The 19241-nt window shown below is 67.2% G+C and carries 20 protein-coding genes; 15 read left to right on the top strand and 5 right to left on the bottom strand.

What is annotated here, in order from left to right; translation table 11 throughout:
* Positions 1–266 precede the first annotated feature (266 nt).
* Entirely contained in the window at positions 267–443 is a 177-nt protein-coding gene (locus GIW57_RS21910) for a hypothetical protein (RefSeq protein WP_157804887.1), read from the top strand.
* Positions 444–531: 88 nt separating this feature from the next.
* Here GIW57_RS21910 and GIW57_RS21905 read toward each other — a convergent pair whose 3' ends face one another.
* Both GIW57_RS21905 and GIW57_RS21900 read right to left on the bottom strand, forming a co-directional pair.
* Complete coding sequence (locus tag GIW57_RS21905; protein WP_089240789.1) at positions 532–891, bottom strand: response regulator; 360 nt, start codon at positions 889–891, stop codon at positions 532–534.
* Positions 881–2014: a PAS domain-containing sensor histidine kinase gene (locus GIW57_RS21900; protein ID WP_100465734.1), complete on the bottom strand. Its 1134-nt coding sequence runs from the start codon at positions 2012–2014 to the stop codon at positions 881–883. Before GIW57_RS21900 ends, GIW57_RS21905 begins: the two co-directional genes overlap by 11 nt.
* Before the next feature lie 178 nt (positions 2015–2192).
* On the opposite strand from GIW57_RS21900, the gene GIW57_RS21895 reads away from it, so the two are divergent.
* From GIW57_RS21895 to GIW57_RS21875, 5 genes are all read left to right on the top strand, one after another.
* Positions 2193–5291: a response regulator gene (locus GIW57_RS21895; protein WP_236512858.1), complete on the top strand. Its 3099-nt coding sequence runs from the start codon at positions 2193–2195 to the stop codon at positions 5289–5291.
* A complete protein-coding gene (locus GIW57_RS21890) occupies positions 5288–6112 on the top strand; it encodes a CheR family methyltransferase (protein WP_100465185.1) in 825 nt (274 codons plus the stop codon). Before GIW57_RS21895 ends, GIW57_RS21890 begins: the two co-directional genes overlap by 4 nt.
* A complete protein-coding gene (locus GIW57_RS21885; protein WP_100465186.1) occupies positions 6112–6687 on the top strand; it encodes a chemotaxis protein CheB in 576 nt (191 codons plus the stop codon). Before GIW57_RS21890 ends, GIW57_RS21885 begins: the two co-directional genes overlap by 1 nt.
* A complete protein-coding gene (locus GIW57_RS21880) occupies positions 6684–7823 on the top strand; it encodes a hybrid sensor histidine kinase/response regulator (RefSeq protein WP_100465187.1) in 1140 nt (379 codons plus the stop codon). The genes GIW57_RS21885 and GIW57_RS21880 overlap by 4 nt, the downstream gene beginning before the upstream one ends.
* A gap of 82 nt (positions 7824–7905) precedes the next feature.
* The gene (locus GIW57_RS21875; protein WP_100465188.1) at positions 7906–8334 is read left to right on the top strand and encodes a BLUF domain-containing protein; all 429 of its coding nucleotides are present in this window, start codon (positions 7906–7908) and stop codon (positions 8332–8334) included.
* 9 nt (positions 8335–8343) lie between these two features.
* On the opposite strand, the gene GIW57_RS21870 is transcribed toward GIW57_RS21875, so the two are convergent.
* Complete coding sequence (locus tag GIW57_RS21870) at positions 8344–8625, bottom strand: metalloregulator ArsR/SmtB family transcription factor (RefSeq protein ID WP_236512862.1); 282 nt, start codon at positions 8623–8625, stop codon at positions 8344–8346.
* 117 nt (positions 8626–8742) lie between these two features.
* Here GIW57_RS21870 and GIW57_RS21865 point away from each other — a divergent pair, with 117 nt between their 5' ends.
* The 3 genes from GIW57_RS21865 to GIW57_RS21855 all read left to right on the top strand — a co-directional run bounded on the left by GIW57_RS21865 (position 8743) and on the right by GIW57_RS21855 (position 10706).
* On the top strand, positions 8743–9180 hold the full coding sequence (locus tag GIW57_RS21865; RefSeq protein WP_100465190.1) for a YeeE/YedE thiosulfate transporter family protein: 438 nt from the start codon (positions 8743–8745) through the stop codon (positions 9178–9180).
* Positions 9177–9590 (top strand): YeeE/YedE family protein, encoded by a 414-nt coding sequence (locus GIW57_RS21860; protein WP_100465191.1) that lies wholly within the window; start codon positions 9177–9179, stop codon positions 9588–9590. Before GIW57_RS21865 ends, GIW57_RS21860 begins: the two co-directional genes overlap by 4 nt.
* 63 nt (positions 9591–9653) lie before the next feature.
* Complete coding sequence (locus GIW57_RS21855) at positions 9654–10706, top strand: linear amide C-N hydrolase (RefSeq protein ID WP_100465192.1); 1053 nt, start codon at positions 9654–9656, stop codon at positions 10704–10706.
* On the opposite strand, the gene GIW57_RS21850 is transcribed toward GIW57_RS21855, so the two are convergent.
* Positions 10703–11482 (bottom strand): DUF6491 family protein, encoded by a 780-nt coding sequence (locus GIW57_RS21850; protein ID WP_236512856.1) that lies wholly within the window; start codon positions 11480–11482, stop codon positions 10703–10705. The two genes, GIW57_RS21855 and GIW57_RS21850, sit on opposite strands and share 4 nt — an antisense overlap.
* 80 nt (positions 11483–11562) lie before the next feature.
* On the opposite strand from GIW57_RS21850, the gene GIW57_RS21845 reads away from it, so the two are divergent.
* From GIW57_RS21845 to thrC, 6 genes are all read left to right on the top strand, one after another.
* Positions 11563–12261 carry an AraC family transcriptional regulator gene (locus GIW57_RS21845; RefSeq protein ID WP_100465194.1) on the top strand — a complete coding sequence of 233 codons (699 nt, stop codon included), beginning with the start codon at positions 11563–11565 and terminating at the stop codon, positions 12259–12261.
* 70 nt (positions 12262–12331) lie between these two features.
* Positions 12332–13282: a DMT family transporter gene (locus tag GIW57_RS21840; protein WP_236512854.1), complete on the top strand. Its 951-nt coding sequence runs from the start codon at positions 12332–12334 to the stop codon at positions 13280–13282.
* 138 nt (positions 13283–13420) lie between these two features.
* On the top strand, positions 13421–13558 hold the full coding sequence (locus GIW57_RS21835; RefSeq protein WP_236512853.1) for a hypothetical protein: 138 nt from the start codon (positions 13421–13423) through the stop codon (positions 13556–13558).
* 85 nt (positions 13559–13643) lie between these two features.
* Positions 13644–16148: a bifunctional aspartate kinase/homoserine dehydrogenase I gene (gene thrA / locus GIW57_RS21830; protein WP_236512851.1), complete on the top strand. Its 2505-nt coding sequence runs from the start codon at positions 13644–13646 to the stop codon at positions 16146–16148.
* Positions 16145–17059 carry a homoserine kinase gene (locus GIW57_RS21825; RefSeq protein ID WP_236512850.1) on the top strand — a complete coding sequence of 305 codons (915 nt, stop codon included), beginning with the start codon at positions 16145–16147 and terminating at the stop codon, positions 17057–17059. Before thrA ends, GIW57_RS21825 begins: the two co-directional genes overlap by 4 nt.
* Before the next feature lie 29 nt (positions 17060–17088).
* Positions 17089–18378 (top strand): threonine synthase, encoded by a 1290-nt coding sequence (gene thrC / locus GIW57_RS21820; RefSeq protein WP_236512848.1) that lies wholly within the window; start codon positions 17089–17091, stop codon positions 18376–18378.
* A gap of 102 nt (positions 18379–18480) precedes the next feature.
* Here the strand turns inward: thrC and GIW57_RS21815 are convergent, their stop codons facing one another.
* Positions 18481–19233, bottom strand: a complete 753-nt coding sequence (locus GIW57_RS21815; protein ID WP_236512860.1) for a helix-turn-helix domain-containing protein — start codon at positions 19231–19233, stop codon at positions 18481–18483.
* Positions 19234–19241 lie beyond the last annotated feature (8 nt).

Below are 19241 nucleotides of genomic sequence, written 5' to 3'. Positions count from 1 at the left end.
GTTCGGGGCGGGGTGGGGCTCTGCACTCCCAGTGCACATCACCTGCACGCGCTGCTGCAGCCGGACTCGGCAGTCTGGTGGCGTCCCCAACGGTTGCCCAGGAGCGCCCCCATGAATACCCCCGGCACCCCCAAGCCTTCCTGGCGTCAGCGCAACGTGCTGCTGACCGTCGCCGCGGTGCTGCTGGCAATCGTGTTGATCCTGCTCTTCGTGCCCTGGTAGAGCTCAGCCGCACTCGGGTGAGGCAGATCGACGGTAGCTACGCGGTGAGCCGTTTCGATATGGGCCAACGCGTTCGTGAGCAGGGTGCCGAGCTGCTTGGCGATGTCGGCCGCAACTTCCGGGTCGGCGTGGGCTACAACTTCACCGACTTCAGTGACGACCTGACCAAGTTCGACTACACGCACCGCGGTTGGTACCTGAACCTGGTGGGTCGCTATTGATGACAGGGCAACGCCAGGCCATGCCTGGCAGGCCCGCAGAGGTCGCTACCCGGTAGTGCCAGGCCATGCCTGGCAAAACAACGGTCCCTCACTCCTGCTTGAGCAACTCCACCAGCTGCCGCAACCGGTAAGGCTTGGGCAGGAATTCCACCTGCTCGGGCAGCGGCGGCAACTGCGAGCGCGCATAGCCGGAGGAAAGAATCATCCGCGCCTGCGGCTGGTCGCGCGCGACGTGCTCGCTCAGCTCGATGCCGGACATGCCGTTGGGCATGCTGATGTCACTGAACACCACATCGAAACGCGCGCCACCCTGCAACAGGGCGACCGCTTCCTGCGCATCCGCCGTGGTCGCCACATCGATGCCGAAGTCGCGCAGGGCCAGCCCGATCATCTCGCGCAGATCGGTCTGGTCCTCCACCATCAATACGCGGATCGGATCATCGGTCATGTGCGGGGTCCTCGGTAGCAGGGAGCAGCAGGCTGACCGTGGTGCCGACACCGGGCGTGGTGGACACATCAACGAAGCCGCCACTCTGGGTGGTGAATCCGAACACCTGGCTCAGGCCCAGACCGCTGCCCTTGCCGATGTCCTTGGTGGTGAAGAAGGGTTCGGTCGCGCGCTCGGCGATGTCCGGGGCCATCCCATGGCCCTCATCGCAGACGCTCAACGTCACATAGGTCCGTTGCCGTGATGTTTCGGCGTCGGGGTCCATGCGGTGTTCCAGCGCGGTGGCGATCAGTACCCGACCGCCCCCCACCGTGGCGTCCGCAGCGTTGCCGACCAGATTGGCGAGCGCTGTCTGCAGCTGCACGGTGTCACTGAGTATCGCAGGCAGGCCGGCCGCCAGCGCGGTTTCCAGGGTGACGCCGGCAGGGCAGGTGGCCTGCAGGGCGGGCAGCCAGTCGTGGATACGCGCATTGATATCCAGCGTTTCGCGGATCAGGGTCTGCCCGGTACTGAAGGCCAGCAGCTGCCGGGTCAACAGGGCACCCCGATCGCTGGCCGCCTGCGCGGTGGTGAGCAGGGCATTGGCACGCTCATCATCACCCATGCGTGCCGACAGCAGGTCCAGCGCATTGACGATGGTGGTCAGCAGGTTGTTGAACTCGTGGGCAAGGCCGCGGCTGAGCTGGCCGACCGTCTCGAACTGCTGGGTCTGGCGCAGCGCCCGCTGCGCGTCGCGCAGGAGCCGTTGCGCCTGCCACTGCTCGGTGATGTCGCGGGTGATCTTGACGAAGCCCACCAGCTCGCCGTTCTCGACCACCGACTCGATGACCACGCTGGCGCGGAACGGCGACCCGTCACGGCGCACCCGCCAGCCTTCGGCGGCCTGGTGCCCGCTTTCCGCCGCCAGTCGCAGCAGCCGCTGCGGCTCGCCGGCATCGCGCTCGGCCGGCAGGTAGAAGCGCCCGAAGTGGGTGCCGATGACTTCTTCCGACCGATAGCCCTTGATGCGCTCGGCACCGGGATTCCAGCTGCAGACGATGCCATCGGGATCGAGCAGGTACAGCGCATGATCGCGCACGCTGTCGATCAGCAATCGCAGCTGTCGGGAAGGGTCCGTCAACACGGACGGCGTCGAAGCGGCAGCGACCACGATGAAATGCGTATTACCTGTGTGAGGCACGAGAACGTAGGCAGTGGAGTGTGAAGAAAGCGTGCACGCAGTGCCCGTGCCATTGGTCGTATGCGGCTGAATGCGACACGGAGTAACATCACCCCCCTTTTCCAATGTGGAACCGACCTGCATGCGTCCTGGTGCGACTACGCGTGACCGCTGGATCTGGATGACCTCGGCGGTGCTGGTGGCGGCTACGGCCGCGCTGGAACTGGTGGTGCCGCTGGGCTATGCCGTATGGCTGGCCTATTTCATGGCCATCGGTGTCACTGTGTTCCAGCGCAGCGCCCGGGTGCCGTTCGTGGTGGCCGTCTGCGCCTGCGTGCTGCTGGCGGTGGGCTACAACGTGGCGCCGGCCAGCACCAATTCGTCCTTCTCGTTCGTCAACCGGACCATCGGCGGCGCCGCTTTCCTGATGATCGCGCTCATCGCATCACGCGCCATCCAGGCGCGGCGCGAGGCGATGCGCGCGCTGTGGCTGCAGGAAGCGGAGAACGCAGTGGCGCTTGGCCTGCGCGGCGAGCTGGCGCCCGAGCAGATTGCCGAGGCGGCGGTGACGGCGCTGGCGACCCACCTGCGCGCGGATGTCGGAGCGCTCTATCGGCTGGAGGGGGGGCGCCTGCAGCTGACCGGTGGGCTGGCGTTGCCGACCGGCATCCCGGCCACGCTGGGCCTGCAGGAAGGGGTGGCAGGGCAGGTCGCCCGCGACCAGCTGGCGCGGCACCTGCAGGGCGGCGACGCGGCAACGCTGGAACTGCAGACGGGCCTGGGGCGCGTGCCTGTGCGCGAGCGCATCCTCGCCCCGGTCAGCAGTGACGGCGCTGTGGTCGGTGTGATCGAGCTCGGCCGTTCGGTGGTGGGCGATCAGCGCGCGCTCGACGACGAGCTGTTGGAGCGCTGCGCCGAAACGATCGGCATGGCACTGCGCACCTCGATGCTGCGTGGACAATTGATGGTGCTGCTGGAGGAGTCGCAGCGCCAGGGCGAAGAGCTGCAGGCACAGCAGGAAGAACTGCGGGTGGCCAACGAGGAGCTGGAAGAGCAGAGCCGCAGCCTGATGCAGTCGCAGAGCCATCTGGAACAGCAGCAGGCCGAGCTTGAGCAGAGCAATGTGCAGCTGGAAGAGCGCACCCACGAGCTGGAGGCGCAGAAGCAGGCGCTGCTGGTCGCGCAGGGCCAGCTGGTCCGTAACAGCAACGAACTGGCCGCCACCTCGCGCTACAAGTCCGAGTTCCTGGCCAACATGTCGCACGAGCTGCGCACGCCGCTGAACAGTTCGCTGATCCTGGCCAAGCTGCTGGCCGACAACAAGGACGGCACGCTCAGCGACGAGCAGGTCAAGTACGCCCGCGCCATCCTGTCATCCAACAACGACCTGCTGGCGCTGATCAACGACATCCTCGATCTGTCGCGCATCGAGGCAGGGCACGTCGAACTGGCCGACGAAGTGGTGGTGGTCGACAGCGTGCTGCAGCGGCTGCGTGAGACCTTCGAGCCGATGGCGCGGCAGAAAGGCCTGGCGCTGCAGATCGAGGCCGATGGCCTGGCCCCCAGCCAGCTGGTGGCCGACAACCAGCGCCTGCAGCAGATCCTGAAGAACCTGCTGGCCAATGCGGTCAAGTTCACCGAGCACGGCAAGGTCAGCCTGCACGTTCGCAGCGGCGGCAATGGCCGGATCCGATTCGAGGTCTCCGACAGCGGCATCGGCATCGCACGCGACCAGCTGCAGCTGATCTTCGAAGCCTTCCGCCAGGCTGATGGCAGCACCCGCCGCCGTTATGGCGGCACCGGCCTGGGCCTGTCGATCTCGCGTGACCTTGCGGTACGCATGGGCGGCGATATCCAGGTGGACAGCGAGCCGGGCCGCGGCAGCTGCTTCATTCTTGAGCTGCCCCTGCAGGGCGCGCCGATGGCCGAGGCCACTGCAGAAGCCGCAGTGGCCGTGCCCGTGCAGCGGGCCCCCGTCGCGACGGTGACACCTGCAGCACCTGCCCAGCGATCCAGTGCAGCGCCGGTCGCACCTGTGGCCGATGACCGTGGCCGGCGCCACCACGCAGGGCGGTTGATCCTGGCCGTGGAAGATGATGCGGTCTTCGCCGAAGCGCTGGTGACGCTGGCGCACGAGCTCGATTTCGACTGCGTGGTAGCCACCACCGCCGAAGAGGCGTTGGCGCTGGCGGCGGAACTGCGCCCGAACGGCATCCTGCTGGACATCGGCCTGCCCGACGTTTCGGGCCTGACCGTGCTCGAACGGCTCAAGCGCAATCCCGATACCCGGCACATTCCGGTGCACGTGGTCTCCGGCATGGACCGCAGCCAGGTGGCGCGCGAGCTGGGCGCGATCGGTTTCGCGATCAAGCCGACCACGCGCGAGCGGCTGGTGGCTGCCATCGAGCAGCTTGAACAGACCAGCCAGCGCGACGTGCGTCGCCTGCTGATCGTGGAAGACGACAACGACCTGCGCCGCAACCTGGAGCTGCTGCTGGGCCGCGATCAGCTGCAGATCGCCGCTGTCGGCACGCTTGCCGCAGCGGTGGAACAGCTGAGCACGGTCACCTTCGACTGCATGGTGATGGACCTGTCGCTGCCCGACGGCAGTGGCTACGACCTGCTTGAGCACATGGCGGGCAACGATGATGTCGGCTTCCCGCCGGTCATCGTCTACACCGGCCGTGCCCTCAGCCGCGCAGAAGAGCAGCGCCTGCGCCGCTACTCCAAGAGCATCATCATCAAGGGCGCGCGTTCGCCCGAACGCCTGCTCGACGAGGTGACGCTGTTCCTGCACAGCGTGGAGGCCAACCTGCCCAGCGACCAGCAGCGCCTGCTGCGCGAAGCGCGCCGCCGCGACACCGTGCTCGACGGACGCACCGTGCTGCTGGCCGAGGACGATGTGCGCAACATCTTCGCCTTGTCCAGCGTGCTCGAGCCGCTGGGGGTGACGCTGGAGATCGCCCGCAACGGCCAGGAGGCCGTTGATCGGCTGGCCCAGCGTGAGGTGGACCTGGTGCTGATGGACATCATGATGCCGGAGAAGGATGGCCTGCAGGCGATGCGCGAGATCCGCGCGCAGCGCCACCTGCAGGACCTGCCGATCATCGCGCTGACCGCCAAGGCCATGCCCGATGACCGTGAGCGCTGCCTGCAGGCCGGTGCCAACGATTACATCGCCAAGCCCATCGACGTGGACAAGCTGGTGTCGCTGTGCCGGGTCTGGTGCTCGCGGCAATGAACGAGCAGGCGCTGTTCGACCTGGAGCTGAAGGTGCTGCTGGAAGCGCTGTACCAGCGCTACCACTACGACTTCCGCAGCTATGCGGTGTCCTCGCTACGCCGTCGCGTCAGCCAGGCCATGCAGCGCTACGAATGCGAGCGCCTGTCGGACCTGCAGCATCGGCTGCTGCACGAGCCGGAGCTGTTCGCCCAGGCCATGCAGTTCTTCACCGTGCAGGTTTCGGAGATGTTCCGTGACCCGGAGTATTTCCGGCAGATGCGCGAACAGGTGGTGCCGGTGCTGCGCACCTACCCCTCGGTGAAGCTGTGGGTGGCCGGCTGCAGTACCGGCGAGGAAGTGTGGTCGCTGGCGATCCTGCTGCACGAGGAAGGCCTTCTTGAGCGCAGCATCGTCTACGCCACCGACATCAACCCCGCTGCACTGGCCACGGCCGAAGCCGGCGCCTACGGCATCGACCGCCTGGCGCAGTTCAGCCGGAACTACCTTGCCGCTGGCGGTACCGGTTCACTGTCGGACTATTACACCACCGCCTACGACGGTGCGGTCTTCGATCGCCAGTTGCGCCGCAACGTGGTATTCGCCGACCACAGCCTGGCCACCGACACGGTGTTTTCGGAAGTGCACCTGGTGTCCTGCCGCAATGTACTGATCTATTTCAACCGCGACCTGCAGGATCGGGCGGTGGGATTGTTCCGCGAAGCACTGGTGCATCGCGGCTTCCTCGGCCTGGGCAGCAAGGAGTCGCTGCAGTTCGGTCGCCATCACGATGCGTTCGAAGCCTGTTCGCGGGAGCACCGCCTGTACCGGAAGGTGGCCTGATGGTGGCGATGTCCCGCCCTGGAGTGGTGGTGATCGGTGCATCGGCCGGTGGCGTGGCCGCCCTGCAGATCGTGCTTGGCGCGTTGCCGGCCAGCCTGCCGGTGCCGGTACTGGTGGTGCTGCACCTGCCGCGCGACCGTTCCAGCCGCATCGCCGATGTGCTGGCGCCGTACTGCGCGCTGACCGTGCGTGAAGCGGAGGACAAGCAACCGCTGCAGGCGGGAACGGTGACGTTCGCGCCGCCGGACTACCACCTGTTGGTGGAGGACACGCAGGCCATCGCACTGTCGATGGACGATCCGGTGCTGTTCTCGCGGCCGGCCATCGATCCGCTGTTCGAATCTGCCGCAGCCGTGTTCGGCACGCGCGTGCTGGCGATCCTGCTGACCGGTGCCAGCAGCGACGGGACTGATGGCGTAGCCACGGTGCGCGCTGCGGGTGGCCAGGCCTGGCTGCAATGCCCCGAGGAGGCCGAGGCATCGATGATGCCGGCCTCCGCCCTGCAGCACGCCGGCGCCGACGCCGTGCTGCCCCTTGAACTGATGTGTCGTCGCCTGAAGGAGTTGTTTGCATGAACCTGCTGCCACCGGACCCTGCCCAGTCGCAGGCCCCGGTCAACCTGCTGATCGTCGACGACGTGCCGCAGAACCTGGTGGCGATGGAGGCGCTGCTGCGCCGCGAGGGCGTCAACCTGCTGCTGGCCGATTCCGGTGCGCAGGCGCTGGAACTGCTGCTGGAGCATGAGGTGGCGCTGGCGCTGCTGGACGTGCACATGCCGGAGATCGACGGCTTCATGCTGGCCGAGCTGATGCGCGGCTCGCAGCGCAGCCGCGACGTGCCGATCATCTTCCTGACCGCCTCGCCGGACGATCCGCACAGGGTCTTCAAGGGCTACGGGACCGGCGCGGTGGATTTCCTGCACAAGCCGGTGGCGCCGCAGGTGATCCTCAGCAAGGTCAACGTGTTCATCGAGCTCTACCAGCAGCGACAGCTGCTGAAGACGCGCAACGAGGCGCTGGAGCGCGCATTGAAGCTCAACGAGACCATGGCAGCGGTGCTGACCCACGACCTGCGCACGCCGTTGTCGGCCATCCTGCTGTGTGCCGACAAGCTGTCGCTGGAGCTGCCGGCCGACAATGCCGGCGCGCAGCAGACACTGAGCTATCTGGAAGCCAGCACGCTGCGGATGGCGCGCATGGTCGAGCAGCTGCTGGACTTCTCGCGGATCCGCAGTGGTGGCCTGCGCCTGCAGAGTGGCGCCTGCGACCTGGCCGAGGTGACGCGTGCGGTGCTGGTGGAGGCCGGTGCCGGTCATCGAACCGATCGGATCGCACTGGATGTGCGCGGTGATTCGACACTGCAGGGCGACATGGATCGTTTGGGGCAGATCATCGCCAACCTGGTCGGCAACGCACTCACCCATGGCGCCGACGCGGCGGTACAGGTACAGGTCGACGGCAGCGATGCACGTATTGTCGCGCTGCGCGTAAGCAACGCCGGCCATGTCGATGAAGCGTTGCTGCCGCGCTTGTTCGAACCGTTCAAGGCCAGCTTCCACCAGAGCAACGGGCTTGGGCTGGGCCTGTACATCGTTGACCAGTTCGTGCGTGCCCATGGTGGACAGCTGAGCGCGCGCAACGACGCAGGACAGGTGGTGTTCGAGGCACTGCTGCCGCGCCGCGCCGATGGACGCAGTCCGGTCGCTACCTGAATTCTTCAGCTGGCGCGTGAGCGTACTGAGACGGACTCGTCCGCAACTGCTACCGTGGCACCACTCTTGCAAAGGAAGCTCCATGCCACTGCGTGCCATCGCCTACGTCAGCCAGTCCAAGCCGGATCTTTCCGCCGAACGTCTGCAGGCGCTGGTCGAAGATGCCGCGCGCTTCAACAAGGTGGCAGGGGTGACCGGCGTGTTGCTGAATGACGGCGAGCGCTTCCTGCAGTACATCGAAGGTCCACCCGATGGCATCGATTCGGTGTATGAGCGCATCCTGCAGGCTGGCAGTCATGTCGACATCGTCGAGCTCGCGCGCGGCCGGGTTGGCCAGCGCCAGTTTCCGTACTGGGCGATGCGCGTGTTGCCGGTGGACGCTGCGCTGCTGCGCCAGCTTTCCGCAGGTGACTGGTCGGGATTCGCCCGCACGGTGAACGGTGACAGTGCATTGCTCACCGCGGTGGATCTGTTGACCGAGGTCGTGCGGCCGGCGCTCAGCGCGGGCTGATCGCTAGCGTTACGGTGCGCAGTACGCCGCGTGCAATGCCTGCAGCACCCCCAGCGCCGGACCTTCCAGCAGCCGATAGTGCAGTGTCTGTGCCTGCCGTCGCGTTGCCACCACATCCAGATGGCGCAGCACGGCCAGATGCTGTGACAGCGCCGATGCGCTCAGGCCGGTCACCGCCTGCAGCTCCGGCACCGGTGCTTCGCCTTCCACCAGACGACACAACACACGCAGTCGCGCCGGGTGGGCCAGCGATTTCAGCAGGCTGGCCGCCTGCACAGCATGCGCGGCCATCGCTGCACTGTCGGTGGTAACGCTGGGCACGGCTTGACCCGGTAGTTCAGGAAAGCCTAATTTAGGAAAATCTAAATTAAAGGGCAAGCCGATGCGCGCCATACAGTGGGGCAGGACGTGAACCTGCCATGGGCGGCAATTGCAGGCGGCGGCCTGATCGGTGCGTCGGCGGTGGTGCTGCTGGCCACGCTGGGGCGGGTGGCTGGCATCAGCGGCATCACCGCTGGCACCGTGGCCGCACCGCGTGGTGATCGTGGCTGGCGCTGGGCCTTCCTGCTCGGCCTGATGGTGGCTGCTGCGGCGGTACTGAGCTGGCAGGCGGGCGCGGGACAACCACCGCGCGCGTTGTTGCGTGACGCACTGCCGGCTTGGCAATTAATCGGTGCCGGTGTGCTGGTGGGCGTCGGTACGCGGCTGGGCAATGGCTGCACCAGCGGCCACGGTGTCTGTGGCCTCGCCCGGGGATCACGACGATCGCTGGTGGCGGTGCTGGTGTTCATGGCCTGCGCGATGCTCACCACGTTCCTGGTGCGCCACGGCGCGGGTCTTGCATGAGCCGCAGCTTGTGGGCCGCATGTGCTGCCGGTGGTCTGTTCGGCGCCGGCCTCGCGCTGGCCGGCATGACCGATCCGCGTCGCGTGCTCGGATTCCTCGATGTGGCTGGCGACTTCGATCCCACGCTGGCCTGGGTGCTGGCGTCGGCGCTGCTGGTCAGCGCACTTGGCCAGTTGTGGTTGCGGCGGCGGAAACGTCCATGCTGCGCCGAGCGTTTCCAGCTGCCGACGGCACAGGCCATCGACAGGCGGTTGTTGCTGGGTGCGGCAATGTTCGGTATCGGCTGGGGCTGGGTTGGGTACTGCCCAGGACCCGCACTGGCTGCGTTGGCGGTGGGCGCGCGCGAAGCCCTGTGGTTCGTGCCGGCGATGGCGGCTGGTTTCTGGCTGCATGATCGCTGGCTGCGCTGAGGTTTCACGTTTGCCTCACCGTTGCAGGGTTCAGATCATTCTTCCCGGGGAAAGGAGCATGGCATGGCACGGATGGAGTGGAAGGGCAGCGCGTTGTTGGCGGCGGCACTGGCGACGGCGGCGATGCCGGCCATGGCCTGCACACGCGCGGTGTATCTGGGCGACAACGGCGATGTCATCACCGCTCGCTCGATGGACTGGAAAGTGGACGTGGCCACCAATCTCTACGTGCTGCCGCGTGGCATTGCGCGTACCGGACAGGCGGGGCCGGGGTCGATCGCCTGGACCGCGCGCTACGGCAGCGTGGTGGCCACCGGCTACGATATCTCCACCACCGATGGCATGAACGAGAAGGGCCTGGTCGCCAACCTGCTGTGGCTGGTCGAGTCGGAATACCCTGCCCAGCGCAGCGGCAAGCCCGGCCTCTCGATCTCGCTGTGGGCGCAGTACGTGCTGGATAATTTCGCCACGGTGGAAGAAGCCGTGACCGCCCTGCAGCGCGAGCCGTATTCGATCGTCACCGACAAGGTGCCAGGCGAGGACCGCCAGGCGACGCTGCATCTGTCGCTGTCCGACGCCACAGGTGACAGCGCGATCGTCGAATACATCGGCGGGCGCCAGGTGATCCACCACGATCGCCGCTACCAGGTGATGACCAATTCGCCGGTCTTCGACCAGCAGCTGGCGTTGAACAGCTACTGGCAGCAGATCGGTGGCACGGTGATGCTGCCAGGCACCAACCGTTCGGCCGACCGCTTCGCGCGCGCGTCGTTCTACATCAACGCGATTCCGAAAGCGGAAGATCCGGTGGAGGCGCTGGCCAGCGTGTTCAGCGTGATCCGCAACGTGTCGGTACCGTTCGGCATCACCACGCCGGGCGAGCCGAACATCTCGTCCACCCGCTGGCGTACGGTCGCCGACCACAAGCGGCGCCTGTACTTCTTCGAGTCGGCACTGACACCCAATACCTTCTGGGTCGATCTGAACAAGGTCGATTTTGGCGGCAAGGTGCTCAAGCTCGATCTCGGCCGAGACCAGCGCAATACGTTTGCCGGCGATGCGCTGGGCCATTTCGTGCCCAGCGCGCCGTTCACCTTCCTTGGCGTCGAGGGCTAGTTCGATGCCTGGCTGGAGGCCGGATAGACGGCCTGGATCGTGCAGCTGCCACGGGTGTACTGCGGCAGTGGCGCCACTTCGTCGTTTCTCAGGTCGCCGTTCTCAAACCCGGCGGTGAGGATGCGATCGCCGGGATTGCCGCAGATCAGGCCGTTCTGCATGCCGGAGCGGAAGCTCAGCTGCGGCGCGCGGTCGAGCTGGCGGCAGTGGCTGCCCAGTTCAATGCGGTAGTAGCGATGGCCGCCATTGCGATGCGGATTGGTCTCCACCAGCATGCCCTGCGGATCGGACGACCAGGCACGTACGTTGCGGGTGGCGAAACAATACGAGGCCGAGCCGCCGAAGCCGCGGCGGACGTCCTTGCGTTGGCGGATCGTCATGGCGGGCAGGGTGGCCGTGTGCAGGCGGTCGCTGTCGCGCGCCACGCTGGCGTAGTCGCGGGCCTGAACCGGAGTGACCGCACTGACGGCACAGCTGCGCCCGTCGACCACGACGCGCTCGCTGGGACGACCGCAGGCCCAGCCGGCGGGTGCTTCCAGCTTCAGTGTGGTGGCCGCGCGGATGCCGGGGCAATCCTCAGCAAAGTCGATGCGATAGGCTTGGCCGGAGGCGGCGCGCATCGCGATCGAGCGTGGTGATGCCTGCTCCACTTCCTGGACACCGACAGCGTCCATGCAGTGCGGGGCCGGTGGCGTGCGTTCCTGTGCAGAGGCGCTGGTGGCAAGTGCCAGACTAAGGCTGGCAGCCAGCATCAGGGATACGTGCTGTTGGGTCATGACCTGCACTCCATGCGTGGGTGACGGGCCGACTATAGCAGCGGTTTGCACGGCCCGTGTTACACGCGCACACTCGACGGATGGGCGCCATTTTCCACCTGCGGCACTACGGTCAGGCCACCGGCCTGGATCGCCACGACTATGCGCAGTGGGTGTTGCCCCTGCAGGGTGAGCTGCAGTTCGAGATGGAGGGCAGGGGCGGTCGTCTTGACCTGCTGCAGGGCGCCTTCGTGGCTGCTGGCGAGGCGCACGACCAACTGGCCGATGGGCCCAACGGTTTCGTGATTGTCGACTGCGGGCCGGGCGTGCTTGATGACGCAACCCAGGAGCACCTGTGCCGGCAACGCTGGCTGCACCTGCCGTTGTCGCTGCGGCAGCGGCTTGCCCGGGTGCAGGCAGGGCAGCCGGTGCCGGCGCTGTTGCCGGACCTGCTGCACATGTTCGCCCCGGCCGGCAGCGGCGCGCGCCTGCAGGGTCTGTGCGCTGCCGTCGAGGCAATGCCGGGGCAGGCGTGGCCAGTCGCGCGCATGGCCACCTTCGTCGGCATCAGCGAAAGCCGTCTGCATGCAGTGTTCCAGCGCGAATTCGGGCTCAGCCCGCAGGCCTGGCTCAGTGCCAGCCGGCTGCGCTGGGCCAAGCACCAGTTGCGGGTCAGCCCGGCATCGATCAGCGACATCGCACTGGCCGCAGGGTATTCCGAGCAGAGCGCACTGACTCGTGCGCTGCGCCGCGAATGCGGGCAGACGCCGGCAGCATGGCGGCGGGCGGGCGGCCAGTAGCCTCGGTCAATACGCCGCTTCCTCTGTCGCCTACACTTCGCGGCCTGTGCTCTCCCGCCAAGAACCTGTAATGCGCAACAACCCGATTGCTCTGGGCATCGCCAATGGCATTGCCGCCGGTGCGCTGTGGGGCGTGGTCTTCCTCGCGCCCGCCGTGCTGGACACCTTCAATGCACTGCAGCTCTCCGCTGGCCGCTATCTGGTCTATGGCCTGATCGCGGTGGCCCTGCTGCTGCCGCGCTGGAAGCGCTTGGCGCCGAAGCTCGGCCGTGCCGAATGGATCGGCCTGTTGTGGCTGAGCCTCGCCGGCAACCTGGTGTACTTCCTGCTGTTGGCCACGGCGGTGCAGTGGGCCGGTGGCGCCGCTGCTTCGTTGATTGTCGGCCTGATTCCGGTAGTGGTCACCCTGGTGGGCGTGCGCGAGCAGGGCGCGGTGCCGTTGAAGCCGTTGCTGCCGGCGTTGGGCATGTGCGTGCTAGGGGTGGCGATGGTCGGCTGGGAGGCGCTGATGTCCGAACACCTGGGCACTCCCTGGCGGCAGCGCCTGATCGGCCTGCTGTGCGCGTTCGGTGCGTTGTTCTCATGGGCGCCGTACTCCATCGGCAACAGCCGCTGGTTGGCGCGGCGGCCCGATCTTTCCAGCCATGACTGGTCGCTGCTGACCGGTGTCACTACTGGCGGCTTGTCACTGCTGCTGGTGCCGATGGCGTTCATCGGACACGCCGGGACTCATACGGCAGCGCAGTGGAGTGGGTTCTGGGCCATCAGCGCGGGCGTTGCGGTGGTTGCTTCGATCCTCGGCAATGCGTTCTGGAACCGCGCCAGTCGCCTGCTGCCGCTGACCCTGACCGGGCAGATGATCGTGTTCGAAACCCTGTTCGCGCTGCTGTATGCCTTTGCCTGGCAGCGACGTTGGCCAGGCCTGCTTGAACTGCTGGCGATCGTGCTGCTGGTCGGCGGCGTGCTGTTGTGCGCGCATGCGCACCGCACGCCACGCGCGATCACCGAACATGTCGGCTGAATCGGCGCATTGAAGCCGACGATCACCGGTTTGTCTCAATTGCAACCAAATGCCGGCACGTTGGCCGATGATCGCCGCAAAGAAATATTGCGCCGCAACACTTGACAGCGGCCATCGCGCCGGTGTTTTCTGTACGTCATGGTCCTTGATGCCGCCAACGCCCGTCTGATCGCCCCCGCTGCCGCGGGCCGTTCGACTGCGCCGGTCGCCATCACCACCACCATTACCACCACCACCGTCACCACTGCCCTGGTGCGGCCCGTCGTCTTCGTGTAACTCCCGAAAACAACGGCCCCGCACCATCCAGGTGACGGGGAAACTCGACCACCTGCATGCGACGGGGCCTCCAACCGAGGTCTGCATGTCTTCCACCGCCCCCGCCCATTCCCCCGCTGCGTCCGCTCTGGCTGCGCCGTCCACTGTCGTGCACAAGTTCGGCGGTACTTCGGTGGCCGACGCTGAGCGCTATCGCCATGTTGCCGGTCTGCTGCTGGCCCGCCCCGAGTCGTTGCAGGTCAGCGTGGTCTCGGCCATGAAGGGTGTTACCGACGCGCTGATCGAACTGGCGCACCTGGCAGCCCAGGGCGATGCCGGCTGGCAGGAAGCCTGGCATGCACTGCGCGCGCGCCATCGCGGTGCCGCGGTAGCGCTGCTGGGTGAGCAGGTGGGCGACACCGTGGACTGGATCGACGCGCGCTTCGACCAGCTGGCCGAGGTGCTGGCCGCACTGGCGGTGATCGGTGAACTGCCGCGCGAAGTGCTCGACCGCGTGCAGGGCCTGGGCGAAGTATTCTCCGCGCAGTTGCTCGGCACCCATTTGCGCGCGCTGGGTGAGGACTGCGCGGTGCTGGATGCACGCGATGTGCTGGTGGTCGGCCATGGCGAACTGGGCGTGGATGTCGACTGGGATGCCAGTGCCGGCCGCCTTGCCGCGTGGCGGCTGCAGCATCCGCAGCTGCGCGTGGTCGCTACCGGCTTCGTCGCCCGCGACCGCCAGGATCGTGTCACCACGCTGGGCCGCAACGGCAGCGACTATTCCGGTGCGATCTTCGCCGCGCTGTTCAATGCCGATGAGCTGCATATCTGGACCGACGTCGACGGCGTGCTGTCGGCCGACCCGCGTCTGGTGCCGGAGGCTGTGCAGCTGCACGCGCTGAGCTACGACGAGGCCTGCGAACTGGCTTACTTCGGGGCCAAGGTGGTGCATCCGCAGACCATGTCGCCGGCAATCCGGCTGGGCCTGCCGATCTTCATCCGCAATACGTTCCAGCCCAGCCATCCGGGTACCCGCATCAGCGCCGAGCGCTCGCCACGTGGCCCGGTGAAAGGACTGACGCTGAGCGCGGATCTGGCCCTGCTGAATCTGGAAGGCACCGGTCTGATCGGCGTGCCGGGTACCGCCGAACGCGTGTTCGCCGCGCTGCGCCAGGCGCAGGTCTCGGTAGTGATGATCTCGCAGGGCTCTTCCGAACATTCGATCTGCTGTGTTGTCCGCGCAGGCGAAGCGGCGCGTGGTCGCGATGCGGTGGTGCAGGCGTTTTCGCACGAGCTGGCTGCCGGCCAGGTGCAGCGCGTGCAGGTCAGCGAGGGCGTCAGCGTGCTGGCCGCGGTCGGCGATGGCATGGCGGGCCAGCCAGGCGTGGCCGCACGACTGTTCGAATCGCTGGGCCGGGCGCAGGTGAACATCCTGGCGATCGCACAGGGGTCGTCCGAGCGCAACATCTCGGTGGCGGTGGCAAGCGCCGATGCGACCCGCGCGCTGCGTGCCGCGCATGCGGGGTTCTGGCTGTCGCCGCAGACGTTCGCGGTGGGCGTGATCGGTCCGGGCAATGTCGGCGCCGCGCTGCTGGACCAGTTGCTGGCCGCGCGCCCGCAGCTGCTGGCCAAGGCCAACGTCGATCTGCGCCTGCGCGCGCTTGCGTCACGCTCGCGCATGCGCCTGGAGGCCGATGGCCTGCATGAAGACTGGCGCCAGGCGCTGCAGGACGCCGGACAGAGCAGCGACCTGGACCACTTCACCGAGCACCTGCTGGCCGCTCATCTGCCGCATGCGGTGGTGATCGACTGCAGTGGCAGCGCCGAAGTTTCCGAGCGCTATGAAGGCTGGCTGGCTGCAGGCATCCATGTGGTGACCCCGAACAAGCAGGCCGGCGCCGGGCCGCTTGCGCGCTACCAGCGCATCCGCGCGGCGGCGGCGGCCAGTGGCGCGCGCTTCCGCTACGAGGCCACGGTCGGAGCGGGCCTGCCAGTGATCACCACGCTGCGTGACCTGGTGGATACCGGTGACGAAGTGCTGGCCGTCGAAGGTATCTTCTCCGGCACGCTGGCATGGTTGTTCAATCGTTTCGACGGCAGCCAGCCGTTCTCGGAACTGGTCGCGCAGGCGCGTTCGATGGGCTACACCGAGCCGGATCCGCGCGATGACCTTTCCGGTGTGGACGTCGCGCGCAAGCTGGTGATCCTGGCCCGCGAGGCCGGACACGCACTCAGCCTGGAGCAGGTACAGGTGGAGAGCCTGGTGCCGGCGTTGCTGCGTGAGGGAAGCGTGGACGACTTCATGGGCCGCCTGGGCGCATCCGATGAGGCGCTGCTGGCACGGTTGCACGACGCCCGTGAGCGCGGTGCAGTGCTGCGCTATGTCGCACGGCTGGGGCCGGACGGTGCCTCGGTCGGCCTGCAGGAGCTGCCGGCCGACCACGCGTTCGCCAACCTGCGGTTGACCGACAACGTGGTGCAGTTCCGTACCCGCCGCTACTGCGACAACCCGCTGGTGGTGCAGGGCCCGGGCGCGGGTCCGGAAGTGACCGCTGCCGGCGTGTTCGCTGATCTGCTGCGGGTGGCGGCCGGCGAAGGAGCGCGGCTGTGATCGCACGCGCCTTCGCGCCCGCATCGGTGGCCAACGTGGCCGTGGGTTTCGACATCCTGGGTCACGCCATCGCCGGTATCGGCGATACGGTGAGCGTGCGCCGCATCGACGAGCCACGGGTGCGCATCGATGCGATCCGCGGCAGTGCGGTGGAGCTGCCGCTGGAAGCCGCCGGCAACACCGCTGGCGCGGCGCTGATATCGCTGCGTGAGGGGCTGGGACTGGGCTTCGGTTTTGCCATCGAGATCGACAAGGGCATTCCCTTCGGCTCCGGCATGGGCGGATCGGCTGCCTCCTGCGTGGCCGCGCTGGTGGCGGCCAATGCGCTGTTGGACGTGCCACTGTCGCGCGAAGCGCTGTATCCGTTTGCACTGGATGGCGAAGCGGTGGCCAGCGGTGGCCGCCATGGTGACAACGTCGGCCCGCTGTTGCTGGGGGGCGTGGCGCTGTGTACGGCTGATCGCCTGGTGCCGATTCCGGTGCCGGCCAGCTGGCACAGCCTGCTGGTGCATCCGCATGCGGTGCTGGAAACCCGACGTGCGCGGCAGGCGCTGCAGGGCAGCTACGCGCTGAGCGAATTCGTTGCGCAGAGCGCCAACCTGGGGCTGGTGTTGAGTGGTTGCCATCGCAGTGATGCATCGCTGGTGCGCGCCGGCCTGCGTGATGTGCTGGTCGAGCCGCGGCGGGCGGGCCTGATCGTGGGCTTCGACGCGGCGCGCGATGCGGCATTGGCGGCAGGTGCGATGGGCGCAGGCATTTCCGGCGCCGGGCCCAGCGTATTCGCCTGGTTTGAAGATGCCGAGCAGGCGCGCGCGGCAGCCGAGCCGGTGCGTGCGGCGTTTGCCGCTGCCGGCTTCGACAGCGATGCCTGGGTCTCGCCACTCGATGCACCCGGAGCCAACTTGTGCTGACTTCTTCCTCCCTACCGGATATCGATCCCATGCAATTCGTTTCGACCCGTGGCCAGTCGCCGGCTGTTGGACTCAGTGCGGCCATCGCCGCCGGCCTCGCGCCTGATGGTGGACTGTACGTGCCGCAGGTGTTGCCGGCGCCGCGCACGTTGCAGGCCGGTGCGACGCTGGCCGACACCGCCGCTGACCTGCTGGCGCCTTTCTTCGACGGGGATGCGCTGGCTGATGCCCTGCCATCGATCTGTCGTGAGGCTTTCGATTTTCCCGTGCCATTGCGTGCGCTGGGCAATAGTGGGAATCACGTGCTGGAACTGTTCCATGGGCCGACGGCGGCGTTCAAGGACATCGGTGCGCGTTTCCTCGCCGGCGTGCTGTCGCGCCTACAGACCGGCAAGGGCCGCGACCTGACCATCGTGGTGGCTACCTCCGGTGACACCGGCGCGGCCGTGGCGGCGGCCTTCCATCGGCAAACCGGTGTACGCGTGGTGGTGCTGTATCCCGATGGGCGGGTGTCGCCGCGACAGGCCCATCAGCTCGGCTGCTTCGGCGACAACATCCAGGCGCTGCGGGTAGCTGGTTCGTTCGACGATTGCCAGGCGATGGTGAAGCAGGCGCTGGCCGACCGCGATCTGCAGGCACAGGTGCCGCTGAGTTCAGCCAACAGCATCAGCCTGGGCCGGCTGCTGCCGCAGATGAGCTATTACGCGCATGCGGCGCTGACCCACCACGCGCAGCATCAACGGCGCTTGAACCTGGTGGTGCCGACCGGAAATCTCGGCAACGCGATGGCGGCGGTGCTGGCGCGCGCGCTGGGCGTGCCGATCGGGCAGATCGTGCTGGCGACCAATGCCAACGCGGTGCTGCCGCGATACTTCGGTGGCGATCAGTACCAGCCGGCGGCCAGCATTGCGACCGTAGCCAATGCCATGGATGTCGGCGCTCCCAGCAATTTCGAGCGGCTGCGCTGGCTGTACCAGGGTGACGATGCCGAACTGCGCGCAGCGTTCCGCGCCTTCGCAGTGGATGACGTGACCATCCGCGCGACCATTGCCAGCGCCCATGCCAGCGACGGTGAACTGTTCTGCCCGCACACGGCCACGGCGGTGAAGGTGCTGAAGGACCTGCGCGCGGGCGGCGCCAAGGGCGATTGGGCGGTGGTTGCTACCGCGCACCCGGCCAAGTTCGAGTCAGTGGTGGAACCGTTGATCGGCGAAGCGGTGGCGGTGCCGCCGGCATTGGAGGCGCTGCTGCAGCGTCCAGCGCATGCCGAGCCACTGGCGGCCGATTACGCAGCGTTGCGCGCGGTGTTGATGCGTTGATTGGATATCCCGGCGGTTGCCGGCCAGCGGCCGGCACTACCTGCGATGCGTGCTTCTGGTAGTGCCGGCCGCTGGCCGGCAACCCCGGCAACGTCAGGGCGCTCAGCCCTGTACTTCACCGGCCAGGCTACGCAGGCCATCCTCGTCGAGGATCTCAACGACGTTCAGATGGGGCAGGGCGATCAGACCCTGCTGGCGCAGCTTGGTGAAGGTGCGGCTGACCGTCTCCATGGTCAGGCCCAGATGATCGGCGATGTCGCCGCGGCCCATCGGCAGCGAAACGCGCAGGCCATCTCCGCCCAGCTTGGCCTCGCGCGCGGCCAGGCGGAGCAGAAAATCAGCGAGTTTTTCCGCCGGTTGCAGGCGTGCCAATGCCAGTGCGGCATCCTGCGCGGCATCCAGTTCCTGGCAGGCGCGCTGCAGCAGCTTGCGCTCAAGGTGCGGATAGCGCGCACGCAGGCCCTTCATCTGCGGCAGGGCGATGCGGCACACGCGGCTGTCGGCGATGGCCTCGATGTCGTAGCGATGGTGGTCGCTGCCGCTCAGGCCCAGGTAATCGCCGGGCAGCACGAAGCCATTGATCTGGCGGCGGCCGTCGGCAAGCGTGCGTACCAGCCGCAGCGCGCCGCCGCTCAATGTATAGACATGCTGGCGCTCTTCGCCGCTGCGCGCGAGGGTGCTGCCCATCGTCAACTGCTGCGACACGGTGACCTGTTCCAGCGCCTGGACTTCATCGGGAGACAGCGCCGAGCACACCGCCAGGTGGCGAACCGAGCAGTGCAGGCAGTCCAGCGTGGGGCAGGACGGCGAGGCGGAGTCATTGGTGGCGGGCGGAGCGCCGGAAGGCCGTGACATGTTGCGGG

The organism is Stenotrophomonas sp. PA-6-5C, assembly GCF_021605635.1.
Taxonomy (GTDB): Bacteria; Pseudomonadota; Gammaproteobacteria; order Xanthomonadales; family Xanthomonadaceae; genus Stenotrophomonas; species Stenotrophomonas lactitubi.
The sequence above is the reverse complement of the archived record's forward strand: the minus strand, read 5'-3'. Positions and strand labels throughout refer to the sequence as shown.

Excerpts from the sequence above, each read along its gene's own strand:
- thrA (WP_236512851.1), top strand. The coding sequence starts at position 13,644 with ATGTCTTCCACCGCCCCCGCCCATTCCCCCGCTGCGTCCGCTCTGGCT.
- GIW57_RS21855 (WP_100465192.1), top strand. The coding sequence starts at position 9,654 with ATGGCACGGATGGAGTGGAAGGGCAGCGCGTTGTTGGCGGCGGCACTG.
- GIW57_RS21815 (WP_236512860.1), bottom strand. The coding sequence starts at position 19,233 with ATGTCACGGCCTTCCGGCGCTCCGCCCGCCACCAATGACTCCGCCTCG.
- GIW57_RS21890 (WP_100465185.1), top strand. The coding sequence starts at position 5,288 with ATGAACGAGCAGGCGCTGTTCGACCTGGAGCTGAAGGTGCTGCTGGAA.
- GIW57_RS21860 (WP_100465191.1), top strand. The coding sequence starts at position 9,177 with ATGAGCCGCAGCTTGTGGGCCGCATGTGCTGCCGGTGGTCTGTTCGGC.
- GIW57_RS21845 (WP_100465194.1), top strand. The coding sequence starts at position 11,563 with ATGGGCGCCATTTTCCACCTGCGGCACTACGGTCAGGCCACCGGCCTG.
- GIW57_RS21850 (WP_236512856.1), bottom strand. The coding sequence starts at position 11,482 with ATGACCCAACAGCACGTATCCCTGATGCTGGCTGCCAGCCTTAGTCTG.
- GIW57_RS21905 (WP_089240789.1), bottom strand. The coding sequence starts at position 891 with ATGACCGATGATCCGATCCGCGTATTGATGGTGGAGGACCAGACCGAT.
- thrC (WP_236512848.1), top strand. The coding sequence starts at position 17,089 with ATGCAATTCGTTTCGACCCGTGGCCAGTCGCCGGCTGTTGGACTCAGT.
- GIW57_RS21895 (WP_236512858.1), top strand. The coding sequence starts at position 2,193 with ATGCGTCCTGGTGCGACTACGCGTGACCGCTGGATCTGGATGACCTCG.
- GIW57_RS21880 (WP_100465187.1), top strand. The coding sequence starts at position 6,684 with ATGAACCTGCTGCCACCGGACCCTGCCCAGTCGCAGGCCCCGGTCAAC.
- GIW57_RS21885 (WP_100465186.1), top strand. The coding sequence starts at position 6,112 with ATGGTGGCGATGTCCCGCCCTGGAGTGGTGGTGATCGGTGCATCGGCC.
- GIW57_RS21875 (WP_100465188.1), top strand. The coding sequence starts at position 7,906 with ATGCCACTGCGTGCCATCGCCTACGTCAGCCAGTCCAAGCCGGATCTT.
- GIW57_RS21835 (WP_236512853.1), top strand. The coding sequence starts at position 13,421 with ATGGTCCTTGATGCCGCCAACGCCCGTCTGATCGCCCCCGCTGCCGCG.
- GIW57_RS21870 (WP_236512862.1), bottom strand. The coding sequence starts at position 8,625 with ATGGCCGCGCATGCTGTGCAGGCGGCCAGCCTGCTGAAATCGCTGGCC.
- GIW57_RS21840 (WP_236512854.1), top strand. The coding sequence starts at position 12,332 with ATGCGCAACAACCCGATTGCTCTGGGCATCGCCAATGGCATTGCCGCC.